The sequence below is a fragment of the Pseudolysinimonas sp. genome, assembly GCF_039912695.1.
In the GTDB taxonomy this organism is placed as follows: domain Bacteria; phylum Actinomycetota; class Actinomycetes; order Actinomycetales; family Microbacteriaceae; genus Pseudolysinimonas_A.
The window spans coordinates 210,346-225,991 of record NZ_JBDSPJ010000002.1 but is presented as its reverse complement, the minus strand read 5'-3'; the positions used below and the strand labels follow the sequence as shown (position 1 = coordinate 225,991).

The 15,646-nt window shown below is 65.1% G+C and carries 14 protein-coding genes; 10 read left to right on the top strand and 4 right to left on the bottom strand.

The annotated features are described in order from the left end of the window. Nucleotides 1-10 precede the first annotated feature (10 nt). Nucleotides 11-1,030, bottom strand: coding sequence for a septation protein SepH (gene sepH, locus ABIR17_RS01205; RefSeq protein ID WP_348002519.1), 1,020 nt, complete (start codon nt 1,028-1,030; stop codon nt 11-13). Between the two features lie 188 nt (nt 1,031-1,218). Between sepH and ABIR17_RS01200 the strand changes: the two genes are divergently transcribed. Then, entirely contained in the window at nt 1,219-1,509 is a 291-nt protein-coding gene (locus ABIR17_RS01200) for a DUF4193 domain-containing protein (protein WP_348002518.1), read from the top strand. 79 nt (nt 1,510-1,588) lie between these two features. Here the strand turns inward: ABIR17_RS01200 and ABIR17_RS01195 are convergent, their stop codons facing one another. After that, nucleotides 1,589-2,020 (bottom strand): DUF3093 domain-containing protein, encoded by a 432-nt coding sequence (locus ABIR17_RS01195; RefSeq protein WP_348002517.1) that lies wholly within the window; start codon nt 2,018-2,020, stop codon nt 1,589-1,591. Nucleotides 2,021-2,073: 53 nt separating this feature from the next. Here ABIR17_RS01195 and dut point away from each other — a divergent pair, with 53 nt between their 5' ends. From dut to ABIR17_RS01150, 9 genes are all read left to right on the top strand, one after another. Then, complete coding sequence (dut, locus tag ABIR17_RS01190) at nt 2,074-2,544, top strand: dUTP diphosphatase (RefSeq protein WP_348002516.1); 471 nt, start codon at nt 2,074-2,076, stop codon at nt 2,542-2,544. Continuing rightward, nucleotides 2,541-3,164, top strand: a complete 624-nt coding sequence (locus ABIR17_RS01185; RefSeq protein WP_348002515.1) for a DUF3710 domain-containing protein — start codon at nt 2,541-2,543, stop codon at nt 3,162-3,164. The genes dut and ABIR17_RS01185 overlap by 4 nt, the downstream gene beginning before the upstream one ends. A gap of 2 nt (nt 3,165-3,166) precedes the next feature. Beyond that, on the top strand, nt 3,167-3,895 hold the full coding sequence (locus tag ABIR17_RS01180; RefSeq protein WP_348002514.1) for a DUF3159 domain-containing protein: 729 nt from the start codon (nt 3,167-3,169) through the stop codon (nt 3,893-3,895). 129 nt (nt 3,896-4,024) lie between these two features. Beyond that, nucleotides 4,025-6,841 (top strand): aconitate hydratase AcnA, encoded by a 2,817-nt coding sequence (acnA, locus tag ABIR17_RS01175; RefSeq protein WP_348002513.1) that lies wholly within the window; start codon nt 4,025-4,027, stop codon nt 6,839-6,841. A gap of 51 nt (nt 6,842-6,892) precedes the next feature. Beyond that, entirely contained in the window at nt 6,893-7,240 is a 348-nt protein-coding gene (locus tag ABIR17_RS01170) for a PIN domain-containing protein (protein ID WP_348002512.1), read from the top strand. 9 nt (nt 7,241-7,249) lie between these two features. Beyond that, nucleotides 7,250-9,199, top strand: a complete 1,950-nt coding sequence (gene dxs, locus ABIR17_RS01165; protein WP_348002511.1) for a 1-deoxy-D-xylulose-5-phosphate synthase — start codon at nt 7,250-7,252, stop codon at nt 9,197-9,199. A 48-nt stretch (nt 9,200-9,247) separates the two neighbouring features. Beyond that, complete coding sequence (locus ABIR17_RS01160) at nt 9,248-9,637, top strand: MerR family transcriptional regulator (RefSeq protein ID WP_348002510.1); 390 nt, start codon at nt 9,248-9,250, stop codon at nt 9,635-9,637. Further along, entirely contained in the window at nt 9,634-10,599 is a 966-nt protein-coding gene (locus tag ABIR17_RS01155; protein WP_348002509.1) for an aldo/keto reductase, read from the top strand. The genes ABIR17_RS01160 and ABIR17_RS01155 overlap by 4 nt, the downstream gene beginning before the upstream one ends. A gap of 105 nt (nt 10,600-10,704) precedes the next feature. After that, nucleotides 10,705-12,198, top strand: coding sequence for a DHA2 family efflux MFS transporter permease subunit (locus tag ABIR17_RS01150; protein ID WP_348002508.1), 1,494 nt, complete (start codon nt 10,705-10,707; stop codon nt 12,196-12,198). 36 nt (nt 12,199-12,234) lie between these two features. Here the strand turns inward: ABIR17_RS01150 and ABIR17_RS01145 are convergent, their stop codons facing one another. Together ABIR17_RS01145 and ABIR17_RS01140 are read right to left on the bottom strand one after the other, a co-directional pair. Then, nucleotides 12,235-14,385, bottom strand: coding sequence for a 3-hydroxyacyl-CoA dehydrogenase NAD-binding domain-containing protein (locus ABIR17_RS01145; protein WP_348002507.1), 2,151 nt, complete (start codon nt 14,383-14,385; stop codon nt 12,235-12,237). Continuing rightward, nucleotides 14,385-15,596: a thiolase family protein gene (locus ABIR17_RS01140; protein ID WP_348002565.1), complete on the bottom strand. Its 1,212-nt coding sequence runs from the start codon at nt 15,594-15,596 to the stop codon at nt 14,385-14,387. Before ABIR17_RS01140 ends, ABIR17_RS01145 begins: the two co-directional genes overlap by 1 nt. Between the last annotated feature and the right edge of the window lie 50 nt (nt 15,597-15,646).

Below are 15,646 nucleotides of genomic sequence, written 5' to 3'. Positions count from 1 at the left end.
AGGCTACGACTTAGAGGTCGTCGTCAGTCCGAGCGCCGAACACGATCTCGTCCCAGGACGGCATCGACTGGCGGCCTTTGGAGCCGCGGCGACCGAACCCGGCGCTGTCGCGCGCGGTGGGTCGGGTGCGTAGCGAGTCGACGGGTGCGTCGTCGTCCATCGAATCCAGCGGGACGTCGATCAGCCGCACGGTTCCGGTTGAGGGGTGTGCTGCGATGGATTCTTCGGGATCCGGATCCATCGGGTCGCGCTCGCCACGACGCTTGCGCAGCGCCTCCAGCAGGTCGGCCGTTTGGTTCTTTTTGATCGGCACAGGGCCGTTTGCTTCGCCGACGCGGCCGTAGGGCACCGGCTCGCCCAGCGGTCCGGTCTCAACATCTGACGAGGTCACGAAGGCGCCACTGTCGAAACGCGCCACATCGGCCTGTTCGCCGAGGGGAACCGCTCGCAGGCGGGGCACCAGAGTCGTCGGCAGATCGCCCTGCTGCGAGAGCGAGATCGCCTCCTGGTTGAGAGGCGCCAGGGCCGACTTCTTGGGGTCGAACGACCACCGCGCGTCGTGGTCGATCGTCTCGGCTATGAACGTCAATTTGACGACCCAACCGCCGCCATCCTCTTTCCAGGATGCCCATCGCTCGCCGATCGCGTGAGCATCCGCAAGTCGACGGCGGATGACCGTGCCGAAGTTCACGCCGCCCGCGAGCGGGTCGGTCTCCATCGCGAGTTGCACCGGGACGCGCATGGCTGACTCGATCACGAACTCGCGTTCAGCCAGCACCGGACCCTCAAAACGCTGCACGTAGTCGAGCGGTGCCCCGGTGATCGCGGCGACGTCTTCGGCTGACATCCCGCTGCGAATGTGGGCCTGAATTTCTTTGGGTGACAGTTTGGGGCTCGCGCCGGGCTCGGGAGAGCTCTGCCGCAGACGTGACTGCAAGACGTCGTCGATCGCGACCCGGAACCGGGTGCCTTCACGAGAGGCGACGAGCAGCGAACCGCTTTCCACGCCGATGACCTTGAGCTCTTCCATCGAAGCCTCCCTCGAAAGCCAGGATCGCACGCGATGGCCCGGATTCCGGGGAATATCACGGGCGCGGCGGAAGTTGATGTGGACGCAACGAAAACCCGATTCTCGGCGGTTTGCACTTCGCGGGTTGATCATGCAGACTGACGCCGCCGAATCGAGAACCAACGGCACTGAGCACGAGATGGATAGGCATGGCAACCGACTACGACGCCCCACGGAAGACCGATGAGGACACGGAGTCCCTCCAGGCACTTCAGGAGCGCGTTCCGGACAAACTGTCAGGCGTTGTCGACGCCGACGACGCCGACAATCCTGGCTTTGACCTGGGAGGATCCGACCTCTCCGACCTCGACCTCGATGTCGTCGTTCTTCCCCCTCAGGAAGACGAGTTCACCTGCGTGAACTGTTTCCTGGTGAAGCACCAGTCGCAGTTCGACCACGACACCAAGCACGGCCCGATGTGTAGGGAATGCTCGGCCTAAGGGGCGAGGGCGCTTTAGCGCCGTCGCGGCCGAGCATTCCGCCCGCCGTCTCGGCGGCTCGGCCTGACGCCTTGCCGGTCTAGGCGGAAAGCGCTGCCGCAAGCTCGGCAGGCCGCCGCGTCGACACCAGCCAATACGGCGTGGGGTCGTCGGCATCCGTCAGTTCGATTCTGACCACGCCCGGGATCCAGCCCCGCAGCAGCAACCACGCGCGCGCATCGAGTCGCACCCCGCGTTCGGCGGTCGCTTCCTTGCCGCGCAATCCGACGGCTGTGCCGACGAACGAACGCTCGATCTTCGCCTTGCCGCAGCGCAGAGTGGTGTCGTCGACGTCGACGGCGACCGAGGTGGCAAGAAGCACCACGATGACGATCGTCTCGAGCGTGATGGCGCTGACAACGCCCGCGATCATTGAGATCGGGAGGAAGACCAGCAGACTCGCAGGGATCACCAGCCCGGTCGCCAGGAACACCCAGGGGGAGGGCCAGAGCCGCTCGTGGTAGCGCACCATCCCATTGGATCACGACAGATTGCTCCCGACGACCATGGACTAACCTGGCGAGCGTGACGGAGTCGATTGAGGTGCTGTTCACGGGCACCGCGCCGACCTACGCTCACCCCGGCGACGCGGGCGCCGACCTCACCACGACGGATGCTGTCGCGCTCGCACCGGGTGAACGCGCGACAGTCGGCACCGGGCTTTCGATCGCCCTGCCCAACGGGTACGTCGCCTTTGTGGTGCCGCGCAGCGGGCTCGCCGCGAAGCACGGCATCACGATCGTCAACAGCCCCGGAACAGTGGATGCCGGCTACCGCGGCGAATTGCGGGTCACGCTGCTGAACACCGACTCGCACGAAACTTACAACGTCAGCCCAGGCGATCGGATTGCGCAGCTGATCGTCATGGCGGTTCCGCAGGCTCGGTTCATCGAGGTTGAGCGCCTCCCCGGCAGCGAGCGAGGCGAAGGCGGCTTCGGGTCAACCGGCTACGCTTCGCCTGCCACCCCCAGCACGACAGGAGAACCTTCCGCGTGAGCGATACCGAAGCCCCGAAGTCAGCCCCGGCAGACCGTGCAACGGCCGGCCCGTTCGACGACAGCGAAGTCAATCCGGTTCGCCCCTACGTCGACCTGGGCGGCATCAAGTTGCTCCCGCGTGCCGAACTCGCCGTGCGGCTTGAGATCGAGGAGGGCAACAAACGCGTCGTCGCTGTTGCTCTCGATTACGCCGGTTCGACCCTTCAGTTGCAGCCGTTCGCAGCTCCGCGCTCCGGCGGACTCTGGCACGAAATCCGTGAGCAGATCATTCAACAGATCGACAAGCAGGGCGGCCAAACTGTCACGTCGACCGGCTCGCTCGGCCCCGAGATTCGCGCCGAGATTCCGGTTCCCGGCGGTCAGGGCGCACGCATCGCGCGGTTCGTCGGAGTCGACGGCCCCCGCTGGTTCCTCCGCGGCGTCATCAGCGGTGAGGCGACCTCCGACCCGGGTGCTGCCGCCAAGGTCGAAGAACTGTTCCGCAGCATCGTCGTCGTGCGCGGCACGACGCCGATGCCGCCCCGCGACCTCATCCCGTTGCAGGTCCCGTCATCGGTGGCGGGTTCTGCGGCGCCCGGTGCCGTGCCAACCGGGACTGGCCCGGCGACTGCGGTATGAACGTGAGCAAGGACGCCCCGCGCGATAAGTCGGCTGACGACGCACCCCCGACCTTTCGGGAGGCCATGGCGGCGGCGGCGTCGCGTTCGGGTCTGGGTCGGGTGACACCGGGGGAGACCCCGACGGGCGGAGCCCTCCTGGCAGCAGTCGGCGGGGTCCGCGGGCTGGTCGAGTCGATCCTTCCGGGACTGGGCTTTCTGGTGGTCTACACGATCACCAAGAATCTGGTGCCGTCGGTCATCGCGCCGCTCGCCGTCGCGCTCGTGTTCATCGTCATCCGGATCGTGACGCGACAGGGGCTGACGACAGCCATCGCCGGAGCGCTGCTTCTCGGGATCTCCGCAGGGCTGGCCCTCTTCACGGGCAATGCGAGCGACAGCTTCGTGCCCGGCTTTTTCATCAACGGCGCGGTGGTGCTGGTCATCCTGATCAGCTTCATCGCACGTCGACCGTTCATCGGGCTGGTCGTTGGGCTGCTGCTCAACGACGACGATTGGCGCAAAGACCCTGCGAAGCTTCGGGTCGCCACCATCGCGTCGATTCTCTGGATCGGCCTTTTCGGTTTGCGTCTTGCCGTCGAGGTGCCGCTCTACCTTGCGGACAATCCGTCGGCACTCGCGGCGACCAAGCTCATCATGGGTGTGCCGCTCTACGCCGCGCTCCTCTGGGTGACCTGGCTTCTGGTTCGCACCGCGTGGCGCGCGCAAGAACAGCCCGATGACGGGCACTAGAATTATCTTGATATCGAGATAGTTTGGTTGGGGCGGGTTTAGGCTTGCCTTGCTGGCATCGTCGCTCAGGGTGCCGAAAAATGAATGCCAGTAGTCGGATGACCAGCACCCGCGCACGAGGAGACGACAGTGTCGAAAGTCAACAGCTTCAACGCGAAGAGCACCCTCACGGTCGGCGGAACCGACTACGAGATCTTTCGGGTCGACACGGTCCCCGGCTTCGAGAAGTTGCCGTTCAGCCTGAAGGTGCTGCTCGAGAACCTGCTGCGCACCGAAGATGGCGCGAACGTCACGAAGTCGCAGATCGAGGCGCTCGGCGCCTGGGAGCCCAGCGCTGAGCCCGACACCGAAATCCAGTTCACACCGGCGCGTGTTGTGATGCAGGACTTCACCGGCGTCCCCTGCATCGTCGACCTCGCCACGATGCGCGAGGCGATGAGCGCCCTCGGCGGCGACCCGACCAAGATCAACCCGCTCGCCCCCGCCGAACTCGTCATCGACCACTCGGTCATCGCTGACCTGTTCGGCAGCGAAAACGCCCTCGAGCGCAACGTCGAGATCGAGTACGAGCGCAACGGCGAGCGCTACCAGTTCTTGCGCTGGGGTCAGACCGCGTTCCAGGACTTCAAGGTCGTTCCGCCCGGAACCGGCATCGTGCACCAGGTCAACATCGAGTACCTGGCGCGCGTGACCTACACCCGCACCGTCGAGGGAGTCTTGCGCGCCTACCCCGACACCCTCGTCGGCACCGACTCGCACACCACGATGGTCAACGGCCTGGGCGTGCTGGGCTGGGGCGTCGGCGGCATCGAGGCGGAAGCTGCGATGCTCGGTCAGCCGGTGTCGATGCTCATTCCGAAGGTCGTCGGATTCAAGCTCGCCGGCACGATTCCGCCCGGGGTGACGGCGACGGATGTCGTGCTCACGATCACCCAGATGCTGCGCAAGCACGGGGTCGTTGGCAAGTTCGTCGAGTTCTACGGAGCTGGCGTCGCCGAGGTGCCGCTGGCTAACCGGGCCACGATCGGCAACATGAGCCCCGAGTTCGGTTCGACCGCAGCCATGTTCCCGATCGATGACGTGACACTCGACTACCTGCGCTTCACCGGTCGCAGCGAAGACCAGGTCGCACTGGTCGAGGCCTACTCGAAGGTGCAGAAGCTCTGGCACGACCCCGCCCTCGAGCCGGTTTTCAGCGAATACCTCGAACTTGACCTGGGCACGGTGGTGCCGTCGATCGCCGGGCCCAAGCGTCCGCAGGATCGCGTCGAGCTGAGCCGTGCCAAAGAGCAGTTCGACCTCGACCTCGCTGACTACGCGACGCAGCCTCTCTCGAAAGTTGATGCTGCCGTCGAAGGATCTTTCCCGGCATCCGACCCCATCGGCTTTACGCCTCAAGACGAGGAGACCGCGCACGAGGTGTCGCACGCGCAGGTGAGCCACGCGCCCGCCAGTGTCTCGAGCCCCGTCGAGGTCACCCTCAAGGACGGCACTCAGTACACGCTCGACCACGGTGCGGTCGCGGTTGCGGCGATCACCTCGTGCACGAACACCTCTAACCCGAGCGTGATGCTCGCGGCAGGCCTCCTTGCCCGTAACGCGGTGGCGAAGGGTCTGAAGTCCAAGCCGTGGGTCAAGACAACGCTCGCGCCCGGATCCAAGGTCGTGACCGACTACTACCTCAAGTCCGGGCTTAACGTCGACCTCGAGGCGCTCGGCTTCTACACGGTTGGTTACGGCTGCACGGTCTGCATCGGCAACACCGGCCCGCTGATCGACGAGGTCACCGCGGCGATCAACCAGAACGACCTCGCAGTCACGGCGGTGCTCTCGGGCAACCGCAACTTCGAGGGCCGCATCAGCCCCGACGTCAAGATGAACTACCTCGCCAGCCCGCCGCTCGTCATCGCCTACGCCCTCGCCGGCTCGATGAACTTCGACTTCGAGAAAGACTCGCTCGGCACGGGAACCGACGGCCAGGAGGTCTACCTCAAAGACATCTGGCCCGATACGGCCGAAGTTCAGCGCACGATCGACTCGTCGATCGACACCGCGATGTTCACCAAGGAATACGGCGAAGTCTTCGACGGCGATGAGCGGTGGCGTTCACTGCCCACCCCCGACTCCGAGGTCTTCGAGTGGGATGCCAAGTCGACCTACGTGCGCAAGCCTCCGTACTTCGACGGCATGACTCTCGAGACCACACCGGTCTCTGACATCGCGGGTGCTCGCGTGCTCGCGAAGCTCGGCGACTCGGTGACCACCGACCACATCTCGCCCGCCGGCAACATCAAGGCCGATAGCCCGGCTGGCAAGTACCTGGTCGATCACGGCGTCGAGCGCAACGACTTCAACTCCTACGGCTCGCGTCGCGGAAACCACGAAGTGATGATCCGCGGCACCTTCGCGAACATCCGTCTCAAGAATCTGCTCCTGTCGGGCGTCGAGGGCGGCTTCACCCGCGACTTCAGCCAGGCAGACGGCCCGCAGGCGTTCATCTACGACGCGAGCGAGAACTACCAGGCTGCCGGCACGCCGTTGGTGATCTTCGCCGGTAAGGAGTACGGCTCAGGGTCGAGCCGCGACTGGGCGGCAAAGGGCACAGCACTGCTCGGCGTGCACGCGGTGATCGCGGAGAGCTTCGAGCGCATCCACCGGTCGAACCTGATCGGGATGGGTGTCATCCCGCTGCAGTTCCCGGCGGGGCAAACCGCCGACAGCCTCGGGCTCGACGGCACCGAGGTCGTGTCGATCTCGGGCATCGAGGCGCTCAACTCCGGATCGACACCCAAGACGGTGCACGTGACAGCCGTCCCGAGCGAGCACTCGGCGCCGGGAAAGTCGACTGTTGAGTTCGACGCGGTTGTGCGCATCGACACCCCCGGTGAGGCGGACTACTACCGCAACGGGGGCATCCTGCAGTACGTGCTGCGCAGCCTGGTTTAGCCAGAATGCGGTCCGCTCAGTTCGCGGGGATGAGCCTTCACGCGAGGGCACGTGGCTGAGCTGGCTTACGGTGTCGAGAAGTCAGCGGCACCCGTGAAAAACGCCGTCGCTGTCGAAGAGTTTCTGGGCCTCGTCGACGTGCTCGCCTTCGGGCGGGATGCGGCGGAGAACGTTGGCGAGATCCGACCGCATCTCGCTCACCTCGGCACTCCGATCGGACCGTTCGACGGCCTCATCGCGGGCCACGCTCGTTCGATCGGACTCACGGTCATGACGCGTAATCGGCGTGAGTTTGACCGCGTCCCGGGTCTGCGAGTCGTGGATTGGGCTGAGCGCGGTCACCGTAAGTCTTGGGTGAATGCGCGTCAAGCCGGAACCGTGCCGCGACCTGAAGCGTAGGCTCAGGATGTGTCATTGCTTGAGGGGATTCGCGGTCCGCGCGATCTCGACCCACTCGGCAAAGAGCAGTTGACGCAGCTCGCGGGGGAGATTCGCAAGTTCCTGGTGACCGAGGTCTCGAAGACCGGTGGGCACCTCGGACCCAATCTCGGAGTCGTCGAACTGACGATGGCGATCCACCGGGTTTTCGACTCGCCACACGACTCGATCGTGTTCGACACCGGCCACCAGAGCTACGTTCACAAGCTGCTGACCGGGCGTCACGACTTCAGTCGACTGCGGATGAAGGGCGGCCTGGCGGGCTACCCGCAGCGGTCGGAAAGCATCCACGACATCGTTGAGAGTTCGCACGCTTCCTCGTCTCTGTCGTGGGCCGATGGCATCTCCCGCGCTTTTGCGATGACTGGCCAAGGTGACAGGCACGTGGTTGCCGTCGTCGGTGACGGCGCGCTCACCGGCGGCATGACCTGGGAAGCACTCAACAACATCAGCGACGACAACTCCCGTCGTCTAGTGATCGTTGTCAACGACAACGGACGTTCGTATGCGCCGACCATCGGCGGGATGGCGCGGTTCCTCAACGATGTGCGAACGCGGCGTTCTTACCGCAAGCTCTACCGCACCAGCCGTCGCGTATTTGATCGCCTTGGCCCGGTCGGGCGGGCGGTCTACCGCGGGACGCGCGGAGCGGCGCACGGCTTCCTCTCCCGTTTCACGAACAACGAAGCGCTCTACTCAAACCTCGACATCAAGTACCTCGGCCCGATTCACGGCCACGACCTCACGGCTCTTGAGGAGGCGTTGCGCCAGGCCAAAGGCTACGAGGCACCGGTGATCGTGCATGTCATCACCGAAAAGGGTCACGGCTACGGCCCGGCGGTCGACGACGCCGCCGACCAATTCCACGCGGTGGGGCAGATCGATCCCGAGACCGGGGAACCGGTGGAGGCGGCGTCCCGGCCCTCGTGGACCAGCGTCTTCGCCGACGAGATCGTCGAGCTCGCCGACAAGAATCCGCGCCTGGTCGGGATCACGGCGGCCATGCTGCGTCCGACCGGGCTCAACCGCTTCGCGGAGAAGTACCCGGAGCGCGTGTTCGACGTCGGCATTGCCGAGCAACATGCCGTCACCAGTGCTGCCGGGATGGCGTTCGGGGGACTGCATCCGGTCGTCGCCCTCTACGCGACGTTTGTGAACCGTGCGTTCGACCAAATGTTGATGGATGTCGCCCTCCATCAGGCGGGCGTCACTTTCGTGCTTGACCGTGCCGGTATCACGGGACCCGACGGTCCCAGTCATCACGGGATCTGGGATCTCGCGATTCTGCAAGTCGTTCCGCACATCCGTATCGCCGCCCCGCGCGACTCGACGCGGCTGCGAGAAGAGTTGGGGGAGGCCGTTGTCGTCGACGACGCTCCCACGGTGCTGCGTTTCTCGAAAGGCACCGTCGGAGCAGAGATCGACGCCCAGCGTCGCACTGCCGACGGCGTCGACGTGTTGCGCGAAGCAGCTCACCGCGACGTGTTGATTGTCACGGTCGGCCCGATGGCCAAACTCGGGCTGCAGGTCGCCGAGCGTCTCGCGGCGCAGGGAATCGGTGCGACCGTTGTCGACCCACGGTGGGTCATCCCGGTGCCCGCTTCCGTCATCGAGATGGCGCGCGACTACCGTCTCGTGATCTCGATTGAGGATGGCATCCGGGTCGGCGGGATCGGCACCCGCATCCGCCAGGAACTACGTGCGGCGGGCGTTGATACCGCGGTGGACGAGTTGGGGCTCCCGGATGAGTTCATCCCGCACGGTGACCGCAACGACATCCTCGACGAGGTGGGACTCTCGGAGCAACGGATCGCGCGCGACGTCGTTTCGCAGGTACTCGGTACCGAAGGCACCAGGATCCCGTTCGCGCGGCCGCTGCCTGCCGAGAGCGTCGACGTGGAGGAACGCGAGCGCTCCTGATCCGAACCGGCTTGACTTCGAGTGCGCTCGAAGTCGTAGCGTGAAGTCATGACGATCCTTGAGACTTCCGTGGAGACGTATTCGATCTCCGATGTCGCGGCGGCGACCGGGGTCGCGACCACGGCGTTGCGGTACTACGAGCAGGCGGGGCTCATGCGGAACCCCGTCGACCGCGCGTCGAGCAGTCATCGCCGGTACACCGAGGCAGACGTTCGTTGGGTGACCTTCGTCACGAAGTTGCGCTCGACCGGGATGCCGATTCGCGACATCCGGCGGTATACAGACCTCGCTCGGCAGGGCGACGGGACGACCGCTGCCCGCCTCCAACTGTTGCGTGCGCATCGCGAGCGCGTGCTCGAACAGCTGGCCGAATCCACCGCCGCCCTTGCGGCCATTGACTTCAAGATCGACTCCTACGAAAGGTTCACAACACGATGAAGCACACCAGACTTGGCACTCTCGAGGTCTCGCGCCTCGGACTCGGAACGATGGGGATGTCGGGCGCCTACACCGGCGCCGGTACCGATGACGCCGAAAGCATCCGCACCATCCATCGCGCTCTCGATCTCGGCATCACCTTCTTCGACACCGCCGAAATCTACGGCCCACTGATCAACGAGACCTTGCTCGGCAGAGCTCTCGGCGACCGCCGCGATGACGTCGTAGTTGCCACCAAGTTCGGGATGCTCACCAACACCTCGCCTCGGGTTCGCGGGTTCGACGGCAGCGCCGCCAACGTGCGTGCCTCGCTTGAAGGATCGCTCACCCGGCTCGGGATGGACCACGTCGACCTCTTGTACCAGCACCGCATGGATCCGACGGTGCCGATTGAGGAGACGGTCGGCGCCCTCGACGAACTCATCACGGAGGGCAAGATCCTGGGCTACGGGTTGTCCGAGGCGTCCGCAGCCACGGTCCGTCGCGCGCACGCGGTGCACCCGGTCACGGCCCTGCAGTACGAGTACTCGCTGTGGACGCGTGAACCCGAGGAGGAGATCATCCCGCTCGCACGAGAACTGGGCATCGGTTTCGTGCCGTACTCGCCGCTCGGGCGCGGGTTCCTCACCGGAGCGATCCGGTCGGTCGAGCAGTTCGACGACACCGACTTCCGTCGCACCAACCCACGATTTGCCCACCTTGAAGCCAACCTGAAGATCGTGGATGCCGTTGAGGCGGTCGCGACCGAGGCGGGCGCAACGCCCGCGCAGGTGGCGTTGGCCTGGATTCTGGCGCAGGGGGAGGGCATCGCGCCGATTCCCGGGACGAAGCGCGTCGACCGGCTGGAGGAGAATGTCGCGGCGGATGCCCTCGTGCTCTCGCCGTCCCAGCTCGCCGCGCTCGACCGGCTCGAAGCCCCCATCGGAGACCGCTACGCGGATATGACGCCGATCCAGCGATGAACTGAGGGTTGTTCACTGTGGGCGCAACGAATACGGCCTGTCGTGTCGGAGGCCTTCGGTAGCGTGAACCGTCGGCAATCGCCGAGACAAGCCACCGGAGGAATCGTGACTGAAGTGACCGCGCCCGTGAGTGTCGGCACCCCGGCTGACCGCCTCAGCCCTCGCGACTCGCAGGCGCTGATCCTGCTGCTGGCCGCGGTCTTCGTGGTGTTCCTCAACGAAACCACGATGAGCGTCGCGATCCCGACGATCATCAAGAGTTTCGGCATCCTCCCGGCGACAGGTCAGTGGCTCACGACGTCGTTTGCGCTCACTCTCGCGGTCGTCATCCCGATTACCGGCTGGCTGCTGCAGCGGCTCAACACGCGTCCCGTGTTCATCACCGCGATGATCCTGTTTGTGATCGGCACCACGATCGCCGCGAACGCGCCGATCTTCGAGGTGCTGGTTCTGGGCCGAGTGGTTCAGGCGAGCGGCACCGCGATCATGATGCCGCTGATGATGACGACGGTGCTCACGATCGTGCCGATGCACCTTCGCGGGCGCATCATGGGCCGCATCTCGATCGTCATGTCGGTCGCGCCGGCGATCGGTCCGGCGCTCGCGGGAATCCTGCTGCAGGCCTTCAACCAGCAGTGGCGCGGCCTCTTCTGGGTGATGTTGCCGATCGCGCTTGCGATGTTGGTGATTGGCATCCTGCGGGTTCCGAACATCTCCGAAACTCGCCGCGTTCCCCTCGACGTGCTCTCGGTCATCCTCTCCGCCGTCGGGTTCAGCGGGCTCGTCTACGGGCTGTCAAGCATCGGCGAGGCAGCCGATGGTGCAGCCCTCGTCGCCCCGTGGATCCCGCTCGTCGTCGGCGCGGCATTCCTGCTGCTCTTCGTGGTCCGCCAACTGAGCCTTCAGCGTCGAGATGCCGCGTTCCTCGACCTCCGCGCCTTCACGGCGCGCACCTTCTCGATCTCGCTCGGCATGCTGGCAATCGGGATGCTGTCCCTCTTTGGCATGGTCATCGTTCTGCCGATCTACCTTCGGTACGCGCTTCATCTCGAGACGTGGGTGATCGGGCTGTCGCTGCTGCCGGGCGGTCTTCTGATGGGTCTGCTGGGGCCCGTCGTTGGACGGTTGTACGACCGCTACGGTCCACGTCCGCTCGTCGTGCCCGGGGCGATCATGGTGAGTCTTGCGTTCTGGGCCCTCGCGATCGGGCTCGGGGCCGACACCCCGCTGTGGTTCGTGATCGCGGCGTACACCGGGTTGAGCCTGGGGCTCGCCTTCCTCTTCACTCCGCTGTTCACGAGCGGCCTCGGGGCGTTGCCGCCGCACCTGTACTCGCACGGTTCCGCGTTGCTCGCAACGATTCAGCAAGTGGCGGGCGCCGCGGGCACGGCGATGTTCGTGGCCTTCCTGGCGATCGGCATGGCGGGTGCGGGCGAGGTTGACGTCACCAAAGCGACGGCCGAACAAATCTCAACCGGCGTACATCTCGCGTTCATGGCGGGCGCCTTCACGACCCTTGCGTTGGTCGCGGTGTCGTTCTTCGTGACGAAGCCAGCCGCGCCCGAAGTCACCGAAGAGTCGCTCGGCGCCCACCACTAGCTGTTCTCACGGCTGGCTCCAGCCGTGGCCATCGAGTTAGGCGACGCCGACGATCCGCGGGTTGTGGAAGGTACTGCCGAAGACTCGCTCGCTCGCCCCGACCCGATCGAGGTAGGGGGTCGCACCACCCATCTGGAACGGCCAGCCGGCACCGAGGATCAGGCAGAGGTCGATGTCTTCTGCCGCCGCCACGACCTTGTCGTCGAGCATCCGGTGGATCTCGTCGGCGAGACCGTCTTCAACCCGCGTGCGGAGTTCCTCGACAGTCAGCGGTGTCGACCCGGGGATTCGGTGCTTCTTCACGATCTCCACGACCTTCGGGTCGATCCCCTTGTTCCTGCCCTTGGCATCCTTCTCGAACAGGTGACCGAACTCCGCGAGTTCGTGCAGCGCGGGGCTCTCGAAGAACCGCTCGGGGAAGGCCGCGTGATGCGTGTCGAGCACATGAGCGCCAACTTTGAGGCCGACCAGTTCAAGGAGCGCGAACGGGTCCATCGGAAGGCCGAACGGCTTGACGGCATCCACAACGGTCTCGAAGGGCGCGCCCTGCTCGACCGCGTGCATTGCCTCGCCCAGCAACTTGGCGAGGATGCGGTTGACGACGAAGCCGGGAGTGTCGGCCGTGATGACGGCGTTCTTGCGCAGCTTCTCGGCCGTGACCATCGCAGTGCTGAGTGCCGCGTCGGTGGTCTTCGCGGTCTTGACGACCTCGATGAGCGGCATCACGGCGACCGGATTGAAGAAGTGGAAGCCGACAACCCGCTCGGGGTTCTTCAGTTTCGCGCCAATCTGCTCGACCGAGAGCGACGACGTGTTGGTCGCCAGAATCGCGTCGGGTGAGATGTACTTCTCGACGTCGGCGAACACCGTTTGCTTGACCCCGAGTTCCTCGAAGACAGCCTCGATCACCCAGTCGCAGTCGGCGAAGTCGGCTTTGTCGGTCGTTCCGGTGACGAGCGCCTTGAGCCGGTTGGACTCGTCCGAGCCGATGCGACCCTTCGCGAGCAGCTCGTCGATCTCGCCCTTGATGCTGGCGACACCCTTGTCGACACGGGCCTGGTCGAGGTCGGTGATGACGACCGGCACCTGAAGGCGACGCACGAAGAGCAGCGCGAATTGGGATGCCATGAGCCCGGCACCGATGACGCCCACCTTGCCGACCGGTCGGGCCAGCGCCTTGTCTGGGGCTCCGGCCGGACGCTTCGCGCGTTTCTGCACGAGGTTGAACGCGTAGATCGACGCGCGGAACTGGTCGCCCGAGATGAGGTCGGCGAGGGCCTCATCTTCGGCCGCAAATCCGGTCTTCTTGTCGGTGTTCTTCGCGGCTTTCAGCAACTCGAGCGCGCGATACGGGCTCTTGGCGATCTTGCCGATCCGGCTCTCGAGAGTCTTCTGTGCGATGCCGATCGCGACATCCCACTTGACCGCGCGTTCCAACTTGCCGGGCTCGTTCTTGCGCTTGACCTTCGTCTTTCCGGTCAGCACCGAGTCGGCCCACTTGAGCGAATCTTCGAGGAAGTTGGCGGGGCCGAACATCGCGTCCGCGATCCCCAGCTCGAAGACTTCGGGTCCCTTGAGCATCCGGTTGTTCTTGAGGGGGTTCGAGATAACAACCTCGAGTGCGTTCTCGATGCCAATCAGGTTCGGCAGCAGCCAGGCGCCACCCCAGCCCGGGATGATCCCGAGGAACACCTCGGGCAGCGCGAAGGCGGGCACCGAAGAGTCGATCGTGCGGTAGTCGGCGTTCAAGCCGATCTCGACACCCCCGCCGAGGGCGAGGCCGTTGTAGAAGACGAAGGACGGAACGCCGAGGTCGCTGAGCTTGCCGAGTACCTCATGCCCGAGTTTCGCCATCTGGAGCCCGGTGTCGCGGTCCGGAAGATCGCCCACCTTCGACAGGTCGGCGCCCGCGGCGAAGATGAACTGCTTGCCGATAATGGCGACGCCGTCGATCTCTTTCTTCGCGGCGCGCGCGGTGAGCTCGTCAAGCACGCCGGAGAGTTCGAGCAGGGTCGCGGGCCCGAGGGTATTCGGGCGGGTGTGGTCACGACCGTTGTCGAGAGTGATCAGGGCAATTCGCGTGCCACTGCCCATCGTGATGTCGCGCACGAACGAGTGCGTCACAACCTCGTCGGGGTCGAGTGCGGCGAGTTTGGCGAACTTCGACGACGCGGTTTCGGTAGCCATTACTTGGCGCCCTTCTTCGAGGATGAGGAGAAGTTCGGGTTTTCCCAGATCATCGACCCACCCTGGCCGAGCCCGACACACATCGCGGTGAGGCCGTAGCGGACCTCCGGGTGCTCCTGGAATTGGCGTGCGAGCTGGATCATCAGGCGAACCCCTGATGCTGCCAGCGGATGTCCGATCGCGACCGCGCCACCCCACGGGTTGACGCGGGGGTCGTCGTCGTCGATGCCGAAGTGGTCGAGCAGTGACAGTACCTGTACCGAGAACGCTTCATTGAGCTCGAACAGCCCGATGTCACCGATCGTCAGCCCGGCCTTGCGCAGCGCCTTCTCGGTTGACGGGATCGGACCGATGCCCATCACTTCGGGTGCGACGCCCGCGAAGGCAAACGACACCAGACGCATCTTCGTGGTGAGACCGAGCTCCTTGGCCGCGTGCGCACTTGCGAGTAGCGAGACCGTTGCACCGTCGGTCAGCGGCGACGAGTTGCCGGCCGAAACGCGACCGTGCGGGCGGAATGGCGTCTTCAGCCCCGCGAGCCCTTCCATCGTCGTCTCAGGGCGCATCCCTTCGTCCTGCGTGGCGAGGCCCCATCCGGCTTCGCTCTTGATCGCGACCGGGATGAGGTCGGGCTGGATCTTGCCCGCCGCGTAGGCGGCCGCGACCTTCTGCTGGCTGCGCATGCCGTACCTGTCGGCGCGCTCTTTGGTCAGAGCCGGGAATCGGTCGTGCAGATTCTCGGCGGTGACACCCATGTTGAGGGCGTCGGGGTTGACCAGCTTCTCGGCAAGGAAGCGCGGGTTGACGTCTGCCCCAAATCCCATCGGATGACGACCCATGTGCTCGACTCCGCCGGCGATGCCGACGTCGTACTGGCCGAAGCCGATCATGCTGCCGATGGAGGCCACACTCGTCATCGCGCCCGCGCACATCCGGTCGATGGCGAAGCCAGGAACGGAGAGCGGGAGACCGGCCAGGATGGCGGCGGTGCGACCGAGGGTCAGACCCTGGTCGCCGGTCTGGGTGGTCGCGGCGATCGCGACGTCATCCACACGGTCCTGGGGGAGGTTCGGGTTGCGCTCAAGCAGCCCGATCATCGCCTTGACGATCAGGTCGTCGGAGCGAGTGTTCCAGTACTGGCCCTTTTCGCCGGCCCGTCCGAACGGGGTGCGAACCCCATCGACGAAAACGACTTCGGATCTCTCGGCCACAATGCCCTCCAGTACGGATTTCGATGAACTCATCCGATCCTAGGCAGGGG

Bases quoted from the DNA above. Each gene is read 5' to 3' on its own strand.
- sepH (WP_348002519.1), bottom strand. From the start codon at position 1,030: ATGGAAGAGCTCAAGGTCATCGGCGTGGAAAGCGGTTCGCTGCTCGTC.
- ABIR17_RS01200 (WP_348002518.1), top strand. From the start codon at position 1,219: ATGGCAACCGACTACGACGCCCCACGGAAGACCGATGAGGACACGGAG.
- ABIR17_RS01195 (WP_348002517.1), bottom strand. From the start codon at position 2,020: ATGGTGCGCTACCACGAGCGGCTCTGGCCCTCCCCCTGGGTGTTCCTG.
- ABIR17_RS01160 (WP_348002510.1), top strand. From the start codon at position 9,248: ATGACGATCCTTGAGACTTCCGTGGAGACGTATTCGATCTCCGATGTC.
- ABIR17_RS01155 (WP_348002509.1), top strand. From the start codon at position 9,634: ATGAAGCACACCAGACTTGGCACTCTCGAGGTCTCGCGCCTCGGACTC.
- ABIR17_RS01145 (WP_348002507.1), bottom strand. From the start codon at position 14,385: ATGGCTACCGAAACCGCGTCGTCGAAGTTCGCCAAACTCGCCGCACTC.